Raw genomic sequence first — 12,847 nt, 5'->3', positions numbered from 1 at the left:
AGGGATGGCTTGCAATGCCGCACGAGCGTCCGCATCTGTCACGCGAACGACCAGCCCTTCCTCCCGCACCAATTGCCCGGCATAATCCTGCGTATGGAACTCACGCCCCGTTTGCGCCTCATGAATTGGCTGGTCCGCCAGGGTCTGACCGGCCTGCCGGAAAACGACCTGCTGCGCGGCTTCTGCGAGCGCTGCCGGGCCGCCGGCATGCCGTTGTCGCGGGCGATCGTCTTCATCGACACCCTGCACCCGATCTTCGAGGGCCGCGGCTTCCGCTGGAACGACGGCGAGAGCAACGAGGCCGACATCTTCGAATACGGCTCGACCAGCAGCGGCGAGGCCAGCCAGAACTGGCGGCGGTCGGCGTTCCATCACATGCTCGAAAACGGCCATGACGAGATGGTGATCGACCTCAATGGCTCGCACGATTTTTCGATGATCGGCGACCTCGCCGAGAAGGGCCACAAACACTTCGCCGCCTTCGTGCATCGCTTCGGCGAGGCCGGCACGATCGGCGAGATGGACTGCTTCTACTCCTACTACACCACGCGCCGTTCGGACGGCTTCGACGAGAACCATATGTCGGCGCTGCGCGACCTCGTGCCGGTGCTCGGGCTCGCGATCAAATCGGCCGCCCAGGTCGAGATCGCCCGCACGCTCGGACGGGTCTATCTCGGCCGCGAGACGGCGGAGCAGGTGCTGCGCGGGCGCATGCAGCGCGGCATCACCGAGAAGATCAAGGCCGTGCTGTGGTACTCCGACGTGCGCGGCTCGACCGCGATCAGCGAGCGCATCGGCCCGGACGAGATCATCCCGTTCCTCAACGACTACGCGCAGGCCTCGATCGACGCGATCCATGATGCCGGCGGCGAGGTGCTGAAGCTGATCGGCGACGGCGTGCTGGCGATGTTCACCGGCGAGAACATGGCGAGCGCCAGGCGCGCGGCACTGCGCGCCGAGCACAGATTCCGTCATAACATGCGCGTGCTGAACGATCGCCGCGAGAACGAGGGTCGGCCGACCACCACGGCCTATGTCGGCCTCCATGTCGGTGAGGTCTTCTACGGCAATATCGGCAGCGAAGACCGGCTGGATTTCACCGTGGTCGGACCCGCCGTCAACGAGGTCAGCCGGATTGCCTCGATGTGCGCCTCGGTTGATCGGGAGCTGCTGACCTCGACCGATTTCCGCACTGGCCTCGACGCCGCCGGCCGCAACTATCTGGTCTCCACTGGCCGCTTCGTCCTGCGCGGCATCGGCCATGCGCAGGATCTCTTTACGCTGGATCCGGCCGTCACCGCCGACGAGGTCGTCGGCGGCAAGTACGAGCGCTATCTGGCAAGTTAACCGATTTCGTTCCGTCGTCATTGCGAGCGAAGCGAAGCAATCCATCCCGCCGCGGTTGGGGTCTGGATTGCTTCGTCGCTTCGCTCCTCGCAATGACGGCGAGCACAGGGGCTGTTCAACAGCGCGCGGGTTCGCCGACCATGTCGGGCTGCCGCCTGAGCGACACCGCGGGCGACATCAGGATCACCAAAGCCTGGACGGCGAAGATCGCGGCCGCGAGGTAGAGGCAGGCTTCGGCGCCGTAGAGGCCACCGACGACGGCGCCGAGCGCGGAGCCGAGCGGGCGGGCGCCGTAGCTCATGATGTTGATCGCCGAGACGCGGCCGAGCAGCGAGGGCGGCGTCACCGATTGCCGCAGCGTGGTGGTCGAGATCACCCACAGGATCGGGCCGACGCCGAGCAGGAAGAAGCCGAGGCCCGCGAGCAGCGGCGTCGCAATCCAGGTCGTCAGCGCCATCACGAGCGAGGCGACGAGGCCGGTGACCGGGCCGAGCCCGATCACGGTGCCGAAGGCCAGCCGCTTCATCACGCGGGTTGCGAACAGCGCGCCGACCACCATGCCGACGCCGTACATCGCGAGCGTTGTACCGACACCGGTGGCGCTGAGCCCGAGATGGCGCACCGCATAGGGCACGAACACGGCGAGCAGCAGGAAGGACGCGGTGTTGAAGATGAACTGGGTGATGAACACCGGCCGCAGCAAGGCGTGATGCATCACGAAGACGGCGCCTTCCTTGATGTCCTGCAACGGATGGCGTCGCGGGGCAGGCTGGCGTGCCGGCTCGTAGATGCCGGCGAGCAGCACGACCGCGATCGCCGACAGCGCCGCGGCAAACCCGAATGCGGGCGCAGCGCCGACCCAGCCGACCAGCACGCCGCCGAGCGCCGGGCCGCTGGCGAAGGCGACGGTGCGCGCAAGTTCGATACGGGCATTCGCGGCCGGCAATTGCTGCGAGGTCACCAGCGACGGGACCAGCGCCGGAGCTGCGACGCTATAGGCAACCGTGCCGCAGACCGCGATGAAGCCGAGCAGAGCGAGCAGCGGCAAGGTCATCGCGCCGAACCACAGCAACAGCAGGATCGCGGCCAATGCAGCGGCGCGCAGCGCCTCGGAGCCCGCCATCACCCAGCGCCGCGACACGCGGTCGGCGAGCAGGCCGGCGGGTATAGCAAACAGAATGAATGGCAGCGTCAGTGCGGTCTGCAGCAGGCCGGTCTGGCCTTCGCCGACGCCGAGCACCAGCACGGCGACGATGGGCGCGGCTGCAAGCGCAATCTGCTCGGCCGATTGCGCGGCGAGGTTGGACCAGGCCAGGCGATTGAAGGTAGCCGGCAGGCGAGGCGTATCGGCGGACATGGCAGAATCCTTGGGGACATTCGATCTGGCCGTAGTGTGTGGTTGGAAGACGCCCGATCCCACCCGTTTCCCGACAACGCCAAAAGCAAAGGCCCGCGTGACGGCGCGGCTTCATTTCCTTCTCGTTCTCAACTCGATTCACCCTATGGGGGAATTGCGACTTGGAATCGCGCGGCGTCGAATTGGCGCAAGCAGTCCAGTCGCTGGGCGAACTCCATCAACAGGAGACGAGACATCATGAGCCAAGCCCCCTACGAGAGTTTTGAAGGCCGGCCTGATCCGGAGCGTCGCCGGCTCCTGAGCATCGCCCTTGCAAGCGTCACGGGGGCAGTTCTGCCGGCAGCATCGCGCGCGAGGTCAAACAGGTCCAAGCATGGGAGCCGACGCTCAGGGCAACGACGTGCACCTGTTTCGACGATGCGCCGGAACAGGCGTGGACAGCACGGTCTGCTGCACGATCAGGCTATCGAACCTACTGCCATCACGCTTTCGTGGAAGTGAGGACGAGTTTGGCAGCCGCATCGGAGCTGCATTCCCGTCTCCCGCTTGCGGGGAGGGCTACGGTGGGAGGCGACCGGTATCATTTTCGTGAGCCTAGATGCAGTTGCAAATGAGTTGCAATAACGGGAGAGATCGGCCATCCTTTCGTGATGGACGCTCGGACTCCTGAAATGTCTTCCGTTTCTGTTCCTGACGCCGTGCCAGACGGCTGGCGCGGCGATGCCGGGCATGCGCGCAGCCTGCCCGAGGTGAACGCGACCGTCGCGGTGCCGACTTCAGGCGTGTGGTGGCGGCGGCTGCTGGCCTTCGCCGGGCCGGGCTACCTGGTCTCGGTCGGCTACATGGACCCCGGCAATTGGGCCACCGACCTCGCGGGCGGATCGAAGTTTGGCTACACGCTGCTGTCGGTCATCCTGCTCTCCAACCTGATGGCGATCCTGCTGCAGGCGCTTTCGGCCCGGCTCGGCATCGCCACCGACCGCGACCTGGCGCAGGCCTGCCGCGCGACCTATTCGCAGCCGGTGAATTTGCTGCTGTGGCTCGCCTGCGAGGCCGCGATCATCGCCTGCGACCTCGCCGAGGTGATCGGCACCGCGATCGCGCTGAAGCTGCTGTTCGGCATTCCCTTGATCGGCGGCGCGCTGCTGGCGGCGCTCGATGCGTTCCTGCTGCTGCTCCTGATGAACCGCGGCTTCCGCTTCCTCGAAGCCTTCGTGATCGCGCTCCTGATCGTCATCGCGGTCTGCTTCGCGGTCCAGATCGCCGCCGCCGCGCCGCCGATTGCCGGCGTGATCGGCGGCTTCATACCGTCGCGCGAGATCGTCACCAATCCGGAGATGCTCTACATCGCAATCGGCATCATCGGCGCCACCGTGATGCCCCATAACCTCTATCTGCACTCATCGATCGTGCAGACCCGCGCCTATCCGCGCACCGAGGAGGGCCGGCGCGACGCGATCAAATGGGCGACCACCGACTCCACCATCGCGCTGATGCTGGCGCTGTTCGTCAACGCCGCGATCCTGGTGCTGGCGGCCGCGACCTTCCACAAGAGCGGCCACTCCGATGTCGCCGAGATCGATCAGGCCTTCGAGCTGCTTTCGCCGCTGCTCGGGCTCGGCATCGCCTCGACGCTGTTTGCCGTGGCGCTGCTGGCCTCCGGTCTCAACTCGACGGTGACGGCGACGCTGGCCGGCCAGATCGTGATGCAGGGCTTTCTCGACCTCAAGCTGCCCGACTGGTTGCAGCGGCTGGTGACCCGCGGCATCGCGATCGTCCCGGTCATCGTGGTCGCCGCGCTTTATGGCGAGAGCGGCACCGCGCAGCTCTTGGTGTTCAGCCAGGTCGTGCTGTCGATGCAGCTGCCGTTCGCGGTGATCCCGCTGGTCCGCTTCGTGTCCGACAAGCGCAAGATGGGCACATTCGCGATCTCGCGTCCGGTTGCGGTCGCGGCGTGGATCGTCGCCGGCCTGATCGTGGTCCTGAATGTGAAGCTGCTCTACGACACCATCTTCGGCACCTAGAGCGTCTGACCGAAAGTGCTAGTCCTGCGGCTCGGCCAGCGCCTCGCCTGAGGCGTCGACGCGCAGCCAGCCCGACGGCGCGAGCCGCTGCTGCGGCAGGAAGCGGCCCTTGTAGTCCATCTTCTTGGAGCCCTCGATCCAGTAGCCGAGATAGACGTAGGGCAGGCCCTGCCGGCGGGCGCGGGCGATGTGATCGAGGATCATGAAGGTGCCGAGCGAGCGGGCCTCAAGCCCCGGCTCGAAGAACGAATAGACCATCGACAGCCCGTCGCTGAGCACGTCGGTCAGCGCCACCGCCATCAGTTCGTCGCCGCGGCCGGTGATGGCGCTGTCGGCATTGCGCTTGCGGTACTCGATGATCCGGGTCTCGACATGGCTGTCCTCGACCATCATCGCGTAGTCCAGCACCGTCATGTCGGCCATGCCGCCGTTGCGGTGGCGGCGGTCGAGATAGGCGCGGAAGACCGAATATTGCTCGGAGGTCGGGACCGCCGTGCGCTGCTCGCCGATGATGTCGGCGTTGCGGGCCAGCACCTTGCGGAAATTGCGTGAGGGGCGGAATTCGTTGGCGACCACCCGGACCGAGACGCAGGCCCGGCACTGGTCACAGGCCGGGCGGTAGGCGATCGACTGGCTGCGGCGGAAGCCGCCATGGGTCAGCAAGTCGTTGAGATCGCCCGCTTTGTCGCCGACCAGGTGCGTGAAAACCTTCCGCTCATGCCGGCCCGGCAGATAGGGGCAGGGTGAGGGCGCCGTCAGATAGAACTGGGGGGTATCACGCGAGTGCTGGGTCACGTCTGATCGTCAGGCTCCACATACAATACAGGCAGCCGAGTTAGCATCGCCCCCCGGAGGCTAACGGTCAATTGGTTTAGGCGGGCCTAATAAGAGGCCCGTGCGGCCGGGGTGACCTGGGTCCGGACCGAGCTGTTGATGATGACGGTTCCGAGGATGATGTCATGCAGCAGCCGGCGGCGGCCGTTGAACAGTCCGACCAAGAGCACCAGCGGCGACAGGAACGAGATCGTCACCCAGAACAGCACCGCGTGGATGGCGCCGAGCACGAAATAGCCGCGCGCGCCGTACCAGGTGCGCAGTTCGAGGTCCATCATGCGCATGCCAAGCGTGGCCGAGTGCTGCCCGCCGATCGAGGCGCCATAGTAGACGATGGCCCAGACGATCGAAGCCGGCGACACCAGCCAGAACAGCGCCCAGCCGAGGCCCAGCGTGACGATGCCGAAGATCGCGATGAAGATCACCGCCAGGATCACCGGCACCGACAGCACGAAGAGGTCGATCAGGAACGCAAAGACACGCCGCGTCGCCACGCCACGGAACAGTTCCGGCTGCATCAGCGGATCGAACGCATGCGGGGGAACGCCGCCGTCGTTGCGCCAGGCGCTACCGTCACTGCCGTAAGACATGACCAACCTCCGATGAAACTCCCGCGCAGGACATGGGAGCACGAGCCGCGCCTGCCAAGTCCGCGCCAACATTAACTAGCCGAAATATTCCGGCGATTCGGCGGCCGAAACCGTCTGCCTCGGTGTAGGCTGGAGGTTGCGTGACGGCGGGGGGCATATGGGCACACAGATCGGGTTGCGCTGCCGCTGTGGAGAGGTTCGGGGCGTGGTCACGAACGCCGCGCCGACGGCCGTCAATCGCGTCGTCTGCTATTGCGACGACTGCCAGGCGTTCATGCACCGGATCGGGCGGGCCGATCTGCTCGATGTCCACGGCGGTACCGACGTTGTCCAGGTCGCCCCGGCGTCGCTCAGCTTCGTGCAGGGGCAGGACAAGATCGCCGGGCTGCGGCTGACGCCCAAGGGGCTGTACCGATGGCACACCACCTGCTGCAATTCGCCGATGGGCAACTCGCTGACGCCTGCTATCCCATTCGTCGGAATCGCAGTGCAGGCCTTCGAGGGCGGTGCGGCGCGCGTGGACGAGGTGTTCGGCAAGCCAACCGGCGCAATCCTCGGCAAATATGCGGTCGGCGAAGCCCCGAAGGGATCGACCGGCTTCAACCCGTCGCTGATCCTGCGCGCGATCGGCAAGATTTTGGGCTGGCGCCTGCGGGGCAAGGCTTGGCCGCACCCGTTCTTCAAGCGCGAAACGAATGAGCCGGTCTACCCGCTGAGGGTGCTGTCGCAGCACGAGCGCGAGGCGCTGCGCCCGCTCTGCGGTCCACGTCCAACCGCGTCGGCCGGACCCGTGTAGCGCCCTTACGATTCCGCCTTGATCTTCTCGGCGGCCCGCGGCGCAAAATAGGTGAGGATGCCGTCGGCGCCGGCGCGCTTGAAGCCGACCAGGCTCTCCATCATCGCGCGCTCGCCGTCGATCCAGCCATTGGCGGCGGCGCCCGCGATCATCGCGTATTCGCCTGACACCTGGTAGACGAAGGTCGGCATCGCGAAATGGTCCTTCACGCGACGGACGATGTCGAGATAGGGCATGCCCGGCTTCACCATCACCATGTCGGCGCCCTCGGCGATGTCGAGCTCGACTTCGCGCAGCGCCTCGTCGGAGTTGGCGCTGTCCATCTGATAGGTGCGCTTGTCGCCGGTCAGCGTCTTGGCCGAGCCGATCGCGTCGCGGAACGGGCCGTAGAACGCCGAGGCGTATTTTGCGGCATAGGACATGATCTGGACGTCGCCAAACCCGTTGTCGTCGAGCGCCTCGCGGATCGCGCCGATCCGGCCGTCCATCATGTCCGACGGCGCGATCACGTCGCAGCCGGCCTCGGCCTGGGTCAGCGCCTGCTTGACCAGCACCGCGACGGTCTCGTCGTTGAGGATCTTGCCGCCCTCGATCAGCCCGTCATGGCCGTGGCTGGTGAAGGGATCGAGCGCGACATCGCAGAGCACGCCGATGTCGGGAAATTCCTTCTTGATCGCGCGCACCGCCTGGCAGACCAGATTGTCGGGGTTGAGCGCCTCCGAGCCTTGCTCGTCGCGCAGGGCCGGCTCGGTGAAGGGGAAAAGCGCGATGCAGGGGATGTTGAGTTTTGCGGCGCGCTCGGCATCGCGGACGATCTGGTCGACTGTGAGCCGCTCCACGCCGGGCATCGAGGCCACCGGCGTGCGGGCGTTGTGGCCGTCGACCACGAACATCGGCCAGATCAGGTCGTCGGTGGTCAGCACATTTTCGCGCACCAGGCGGCGGGCCCATTCGGACTTGCGATTGCGACGCATCCGGATCGTGAGGTCGAGCGAGGGGGAGGCGAGGGCGTCAGTCTGGCGCCGCGGCGTATCGCGCAGTTCGATCGGGCGCCCGAATTTGATCGCCATGTCTTGTTCTCCTCGACGGACGGCTGGTCTGGACTTGATATAAGTCGGGTTCTAGCACCTGTCAGGGGTGCCGTCATTGCGCCGCTATTGCAGCCCTGTTGCACTCTTGGCGCCCTTGATCTACCGCAACGGCAATTGATTTTGCCGCCCCGGCGGGCCAAGACTGCGCCATGAACCCCATTTTGCAGCCGTTGTGCGGCGATTCGGATGTCTGACACCTCTGCACGCGATCAGGCGCGGGACAACGCCATCTCGGTGAGCGCGATCTCGTCCGACCGGATCGAGCCGGACGACAATGCGTGGACGCGGCGCCTCGTCATCTTCCTGCGTATCATGGCCGTCGTCTCGGTCGCCAAGGGCCTCTATCACTGGGCCCAGGTGACGGGCTTCGTCGGCGGCGAGGAGGAGGCCTTCGAGAACCAGTCGATGGCCTGGCAGACTGCCACGATCTATTTCGCCGTCATCGAGCTCGTCGCCGCCGTCGGGCTCTGGCTCGCGACGCCGTGGGGCGCCGTGGTCTGGCTAACTACGGTGGTCTCGATGGCGGTCATCGAGCTGATGTTTCCGGGCATCTATGGCGGCAGCCTTACCGTGGTCGGGCTCGAGGCCGTGATGCTCGCGGCCTATCTGGCGCTGGCCTGGATGTCGGCGCGCGAACGCCCGCCATAGGCCCGCGCACCGTGATGGCTTGAGCACTGTTGCCCGGCTGCGACAGCGCGGCGAATAGCCGACGGTGGCACCCAATATATCGCAGTCGTGCGCGGAGCGAGAAGACAGCGTCGCTGGTTCTGCTAGGTGGATGCCACAGATCGCATCCCCATTTAAGGCGTCCCATCTCGGCAGCGCCTTTGCGGGACCTGCCGTCGGGACCCATTTCACCGGATCTCGGCGCGTGTGCCGGCCGGCTTTGCGCGGGCCGACGGCGGAACCGATCTGGCCGCGGCGACCAATGTGGGCGGCTTGCGCGCGTCCCGCCCCGATGCGCTCTCATAAAATTTTCGAAGAATTTTCCGGTAACCGATCGGTCACCGTAAAGGGTTCCCTCATACCCGTTACGGCACCGTTTCGAATTCGGACGCTGCTGTTTCCGAATGTGACAGGTAAGGCACACGAAGCGTGAACAGGGGCCTGCCACCGTCAATGAAAAGTTGCGAAAAGTCCTTGATCCATGGGCTTAATCCACGATTCACTGTCTTAAATTCATGATCTCTTTATTCTCTTATTTAAGCGGATATTCAAACGGCCCCCTTACGTTGGACCTATCAGGCGGGACACAAGTTTCGTCGAAATAAAGTCGATAAAAACGACAAACAGGGGAAGTGTCATGATGAAAGCCGTTGCGACAACGGCGGCGGATGCCGCTGATCGCGCTACCGGTCAAGCTCCGGTGCAGCCGCTCTATCTCGAAGCCCTGACTTTGGTGGAGCGGCTGCATCGCCGGCTCCTCGACGTCATCAAGGACGAATTCGATCGTCGTGGCCGCGCCGACATCAACTCGGTGCAGGCGCTGCTCCTGTACAATATCGGTGACAAGGAGCTGACCGCCGGCGAGCTGCGCACCCGCGGCTACTATCTCGGCTCCAACGTTTCCTACAATCTGAAGAAGCTCGTCGAGCTCGGCTTCCTCGATCATCAGCGCTCGCGCGTCGATCGCCGCTCGGTCCGCATCCGCCTGACCCCGCAGGGCCAGGAAGTCCGCAAGATTGTCGATGCGCTCTATCAGAAGCACGTCAAGACGGTCGAGCAGGTCGGCGGCATCTCGAACGAGGAGTTCGCGAGCCTCAACAAGTCGCTGCACCGCCTCGAGCGCTTCTGGACCGACCAGATCCTGTATCGCCTCTGAGCCTTCCTCTCCTTGCCTGATGGCCAAGCCGGCCACCCAGAAGACCGGCAGCCTCCCTCCAGTCCAGCCTTGCAGTCAACGCATCGGTCATGCCCGGCCGATGCGTTTTTCATGCTGCACCTGCGAAAATAAATAGGTCCCGGCGAGGAACCAAGCCGCTTCCTGCGCTTTATCCCGTCTCCCAACAGAGAGGCAGGGATATGCTGGTCGAGCGCGGGATTGAGGTGCTGAACGTCGAGGTCGTCGGTGACGCCTACGCGATCGCCTCGAATTATCTGCGCAAATCCGGCATCATTCCCGACACTTTCGCCACCAATGAGCGCCTGCTCGGCATCATCGTGAAGCTGTTCCAGCGCGGTGAGCTGAACCGACTCCGCCTCGCCAACAAGGCGATCGCGAAGTTCGAGGCCGAGACGCTGGTGGTCGCCTGAGCGTCAACCCGGAGACTTCAATGGAAGCTGCGATCGATCGGATCATGCAGACGTATGACCTGCTGCTCAACCGCACGTCCGCTGCAAGCGACGAAGCCCGGGCGAAGGTGACAGAGTACGTGCAGACGCTGTTCGAGGCTGGCGAGCGCGATACGCACCGGTTGACGGTGTGCGGGCTGACCTATCTGCGCCAGCTCGACGGCAGCACCGACCATGTGAAGGCCGGGTTTACCGGGCTGTAGCGGCCTGGTTTCTTTCCATCACCGTCATCCTGAGGAGCGCCAACGGGTCCGCGCGAAGCGCGGCCGATGACAGGCTCCGCGCGTCTCGAAGGATGCACGGCCACGAGCCCGGACGTGCACCCTTCGAGGTTCGCTGCGCTCGCACCTCCAGCGACAAAGGCGAAGCCTCTGCGCGGAGATCACGGTGATGGAGCAGATTCAACTGTCAAACTGCCACTCGGTGTCATCACCCGCGCATGCGGGTGATCCAGTATTCCAGAGACGCCTGTGCTTGAGCCGAGAGGCCGCGGCGTACTGGATCGGCCGGTCGAGCCGGGCGACGACATATGAGGACGAGGATGCAGCTCCGCATTCCCGCGACGTGATTGCCCGAGCTTTGCATTTCGTTTTCGCGCTCTCTCTTTCAGAGGGCGCAGGGGTCGGTTCGCGGGGAGGCGGCGCCTTGCAAGCACGCGGCTGGGTTTGCGTGGCTCTCGGTGCGTCCCAGATACGCCGCCGGCCTGGTTCCGTCGCCGGAACCCCGTACTGATCCGGATTTCATCAAAAGCCAGGATGGTCGTAATACAACTCTGCCGGCACTACTTTTGTTTACAGAGCATTTTTTAACTTTTGAGTTTTTACAGATCTATTCCAACCGGCAGAAAAGGACCGTCCATGTGACGGTCCTTTTCGATTCGAACAATCACCCCAGCAGAAGCCACGCCACGCTGGCAAGCAGCGCCATCAGCGACACGACCGCAGCGCAGACAAAGGCAAGCTCCACTCCGTCGAAATGGTGATGGTTCTGGTGATGGTTCGCCTGCATCGTCGCCCTCCTAGATGGGCGTTCGTTGACCCGGGGACGTCAGCCATTCCGTCATGTGCGCGGCGGCTTCATTATGCTGCGCGCGCTGGAGCAGCGCGTCACGGTCCTGGCCGGCCGGAAGTTGCCCGGCACGGTCGCGAAGTTCTTTCGCTCCCTCGGTGAGCCGGATTTCGAGCGTATCAGCTTGCTTCACGCGGCGGCGGATCTGTCCCATGCATTTCCCTTTATCGGTTCCTGCCCGGAACAGGAGCCCAATTATCGGGACACCGTAAGGTTCCAAGCTTAAAGCTCTTTCGGCAGTACGCCTGCCAATTCCATTGCTCCGGTGCGCGGGAAGAGCGTTGCGGAAAATGTGCCGCGCTTCAGCTTCAGCGCCCACCGGCAATCCGGTTCACCTGATCCCGTTTCGAGAAGCGGCGGTTGACCTCACGCCGGGTGGACTGCGGCGCCTATCGGTGGAGATGCGCACCGGCGATGTGGCGGTGAACTCCGGTCCCGGCACGTCGCAGGTGGGGAAAGTATTCTTCAGCCATGTCAATGCACGTGCCATCGAGGCTGTGTGCCGCCTGATGGTTGATTCTCTCGATCTCGAAACGCTCATCTCGGTTATCCCATTATGCCGCTTCGTCGGCATGCACCACCGTCCGTTCGCGATGCGAGCGCGAATGAATGAAGCGGCCTAGCTTTCCGAATTGAAAATTGCCGGGACGGAATTTTCTCCGCGCTCCCGGACTGGGACGATAACTCTGTGCTTGTCGTTCTGGTTCCCGGCAAAGCAACGGTCGATACGATCCGCCTTCTGATTGGCGGGCTACACGCCGCCGCTGCGATGTCAAAACTGAAATGGAGCAACCGAAACGGACAGTTTTCCGTCGGCTGATTTTTGCGCGGTAAATTCCACTTCCTTCGACGCCTTGACGTCGCCGACGGATACCGAAATCCCGCCGCTGCACTGCAGGGTTCGCTTGTCCTTGCTCGTCGAAGTCGTGACGATTCTTTCACCGAGCAGGTATTGTGGCTTCGAATCTTCCGGATCAGGCTTGGCCGTCGACTCCTTGGCGGCGTAGTTGACCAGCGGATTCCGATGGTCGTCGGCAATGGCCTGGAGCACGGCCTTTCGGGTGTCGATCGAATCGCACGCGAGCTGATCGCCACAACCGCTCAGAACAAGCAGAAGCGCAAAACCCATGAGCGAAAGCAGTCGTGACGCCATGACAATACTTTGTGTGGATGGGTGGATGCTTTCCGACAACCGACCCGAAGGAGCATGGTTCCTGCGCGCCCCCTCAAAGCGCGCGGCCGCCCGTCGGACGACGGCTTTGCCCCTGAGCGATCTGCGCCGTGGTCTGAAGAGAAAGATGGGAAGCTACCGGAGACTCGCGCCTGGCCAGTCTGACCTTTGGTGAGATCGCTCACATGCGGTTCTGTCGAGGAACCAACGAAAATCGGCAGCGTAGACTCGCAGCTCCCGGCCTTTGCCCCCAAGCCCTCCGGGAGTAGCGATCCCC

15 protein-coding genes are annotated in these 12,847 nt (G+C 64.1%); 8 read left to right on the top strand and 7 right to left on the bottom strand.

From position 1 onward, the window contains the following. Nucleotides 1-93: 93 nt before the first annotated feature. Nucleotides 94-1,347 (top strand): adenylate/guanylate cyclase domain-containing protein, encoded by a 1,254-nt coding sequence (locus ACE103_RS23385; RefSeq protein WP_375775051.1) that lies wholly within the window; start codon nt 94-96, stop codon nt 1,345-1,347. A 115-nt stretch (nt 1,348-1,462) separates the two neighbouring features. Here the strand turns inward: ACE103_RS23385 and ACE103_RS23380 are convergent, their stop codons facing one another. After that, nucleotides 1,463-2,704, bottom strand: a complete 1,242-nt coding sequence (locus ACE103_RS23380) for an MFS transporter (RefSeq protein WP_375775050.1) — start codon at nt 2,702-2,704, stop codon at nt 1,463-1,465. Nucleotides 2,705-3,354: 650 nt separating this feature from the next. Here ACE103_RS23380 and ACE103_RS23375 point away from each other — a divergent pair. Continuing rightward, a complete protein-coding gene (locus ACE103_RS23375; protein ID WP_375775049.1) occupies nt 3,355-4,728 on the top strand; it encodes an Nramp family divalent metal transporter in 1,374 nt (457 codons plus the stop codon). A gap of 18 nt (nt 4,729-4,746) precedes the next feature. Here the strand turns inward: ACE103_RS23375 and ACE103_RS23370 are convergent, their stop codons facing one another. Next, nucleotides 4,747-5,523, bottom strand: coding sequence for an arginyltransferase (locus ACE103_RS23370; RefSeq protein ID WP_212013383.1), 777 nt, complete (start codon nt 5,521-5,523; stop codon nt 4,747-4,749). Nucleotides 5,524-5,609: 86 nt separating this feature from the next. Further along, a complete protein-coding gene (locus tag ACE103_RS23365; protein WP_375775048.1) occupies nt 5,610-6,152 on the bottom strand; it encodes an RDD family protein in 543 nt (180 codons plus the stop codon). A gap of 205 nt (nt 6,153-6,357) precedes the next feature. Between ACE103_RS23365 and ACE103_RS23360 the strand changes: the two genes are divergently transcribed. Continuing rightward, nucleotides 6,358-6,948: a DUF6151 family protein gene (locus tag ACE103_RS23360; RefSeq protein WP_375775047.1), complete on the top strand. Its 591-nt coding sequence runs from the start codon at nt 6,358-6,360 to the stop codon at nt 6,946-6,948. A gap of 5 nt (nt 6,949-6,953) precedes the next feature. Here the strand turns inward: ACE103_RS23360 and hemB are convergent, their stop codons facing one another. Beyond that, nucleotides 6,954-8,018 carry a porphobilinogen synthase gene (gene hemB / locus ACE103_RS23355; RefSeq protein ID WP_176530917.1) on the bottom strand — a complete coding sequence of 355 codons (1,065 nt, stop codon included), beginning with the start codon at nt 8,016-8,018 and terminating at the stop codon, nt 6,954-6,956. A 207-nt stretch (nt 8,019-8,225) separates the two neighbouring features. On the opposite strand from hemB, the gene ACE103_RS23350 reads away from it, so the two are divergent. The 4 genes from ACE103_RS23350 to ACE103_RS23335 all read left to right on the top strand — a co-directional run bounded on the left by ACE103_RS23350 (nt 8,226) and on the right by ACE103_RS23335 (nt 10,534). Further along, a complete protein-coding gene (locus ACE103_RS23350) occupies nt 8,226-8,687 on the top strand; it encodes a DUF6163 family protein (RefSeq protein WP_050422596.1) in 462 nt (153 codons plus the stop codon). 655 nt (nt 8,688-9,342) lie between these two features. Beyond that, the gene (ldtR, locus tag ACE103_RS23345) at nt 9,343-9,861 is read left to right on the top strand and encodes a transcriptional regulator LdtR (protein ID WP_018271925.1); all 519 of its coding nucleotides are present in this window, start codon (nt 9,343-9,345) and stop codon (nt 9,859-9,861) included. A 200-nt stretch (nt 9,862-10,061) separates the two neighbouring features. Beyond that, on the top strand, nt 10,062-10,292 hold the full coding sequence (locus ACE103_RS23340) for a hypothetical protein (protein WP_223967582.1): 231 nt from the start codon (nt 10,062-10,064) through the stop codon (nt 10,290-10,292). A 20-nt stretch (nt 10,293-10,312) separates the two neighbouring features. Then, nucleotides 10,313-10,534 carry a hypothetical protein gene (locus ACE103_RS23335; protein ID WP_092114742.1) on the top strand — a complete coding sequence of 74 codons (222 nt, stop codon included), beginning with the start codon at nt 10,313-10,315 and terminating at the stop codon, nt 10,532-10,534. Between the two features lie 682 nt (nt 10,535-11,216). Here the strand turns inward: ACE103_RS23335 and ACE103_RS23330 are convergent. After that, a complete protein-coding gene (locus tag ACE103_RS23330; protein ID WP_375775046.1) occupies nt 11,217-11,339 on the bottom strand; it encodes a hypothetical protein in 123 nt (40 codons plus the stop codon). A gap of 10 nt (nt 11,340-11,349) precedes the next feature. Beyond that, complete coding sequence (locus tag ACE103_RS23325) at nt 11,350-11,553, bottom strand: hypothetical protein (RefSeq protein WP_223967584.1); 204 nt, start codon at nt 11,551-11,553, stop codon at nt 11,350-11,352. 136 nt (nt 11,554-11,689) lie between these two features. Here ACE103_RS23325 and ACE103_RS23320 point away from each other — a divergent pair, with 136 nt between their 5' ends. After that, nucleotides 11,690-12,022, top strand: a complete 333-nt coding sequence (locus ACE103_RS23320) for a hypothetical protein (protein WP_375775045.1) — start codon at nt 11,690-11,692, stop codon at nt 12,020-12,022. Between the two features lie 149 nt (nt 12,023-12,171). Here the strand turns inward: ACE103_RS23320 and ACE103_RS23315 are convergent, their stop codons facing one another. Beyond that, complete coding sequence (locus tag ACE103_RS23315; protein WP_223967586.1) at nt 12,172-12,552, bottom strand: hypothetical protein; 381 nt, start codon at nt 12,550-12,552, stop codon at nt 12,172-12,174. Nucleotides 12,553-12,847: the final 295 nt, after the last annotated feature.

This window comes from Bradyrhizobium sp. ma5, from assembly GCF_042258955.1.
Lineage (GTDB): Bacteria > Pseudomonadota > Alphaproteobacteria > Rhizobiales > Xanthobacteraceae > Bradyrhizobium.
Note: the sequence above shows the minus strand (reverse complement) of the source record. Positions and strands in the feature narration are given on the sequence as shown.

Bases quoted from the DNA above. Each gene is read 5' to 3' on its own strand.
- ldtR (WP_018271925.1), top strand. From the start codon at position 9,343: ATGATGAAAGCCGTTGCGACAACGGCGGCGGATGCCGCTGATCGCGCT.
- ACE103_RS23335 (WP_092114742.1), top strand. From the start codon at position 10,313: ATGGAAGCTGCGATCGATCGGATCATGCAGACGTATGACCTGCTGCTC.
- hemB (WP_176530917.1), bottom strand. From the start codon at position 8,018: ATGGCGATCAAATTCGGGCGCCCGATCGAACTGCGCGATACGCCGCGG.
- ACE103_RS23385 (WP_375775051.1), top strand. From the start codon at position 94: ATGGAACTCACGCCCCGTTTGCGCCTCATGAATTGGCTGGTCCGCCAG.
- ACE103_RS23365 (WP_375775048.1), bottom strand. From the start codon at position 6,152: ATGTCTTACGGCAGTGACGGTAGCGCCTGGCGCAACGACGGCGGCGTT.
- ACE103_RS23315 (WP_223967586.1), bottom strand. From the start codon at position 12,552: ATGGCGTCACGACTGCTTTCGCTCATGGGTTTTGCGCTTCTGCTTGTT.
- ACE103_RS23340 (WP_223967582.1), top strand. From the start codon at position 10,062: ATGCTGGTCGAGCGCGGGATTGAGGTGCTGAACGTCGAGGTCGTCGGT.
- ACE103_RS23350 (WP_050422596.1), top strand. From the start codon at position 8,226: ATGTCTGACACCTCTGCACGCGATCAGGCGCGGGACAACGCCATCTCG.
- ACE103_RS23375 (WP_375775049.1), top strand. From the start codon at position 3,355: ATGGACGCTCGGACTCCTGAAATGTCTTCCGTTTCTGTTCCTGACGCC.
- ACE103_RS23380 (WP_375775050.1), bottom strand. From the start codon at position 2,704: ATGTCCGCCGATACGCCTCGCCTGCCGGCTACCTTCAATCGCCTGGCC.
- ACE103_RS23320 (WP_375775045.1), top strand. From the start codon at position 11,690: ATGTGCCGCGCTTCAGCTTCAGCGCCCACCGGCAATCCGGTTCACCTG.
- ACE103_RS23330 (WP_375775046.1), bottom strand. From the start codon at position 11,339: ATGCAGGCGAACCATCACCAGAACCATCACCATTTCGACGGAGTGGAG.
- ACE103_RS23325 (WP_223967584.1), bottom strand. From the start codon at position 11,553: ATGGGACAGATCCGCCGCCGCGTGAAGCAAGCTGATACGCTCGAAATC.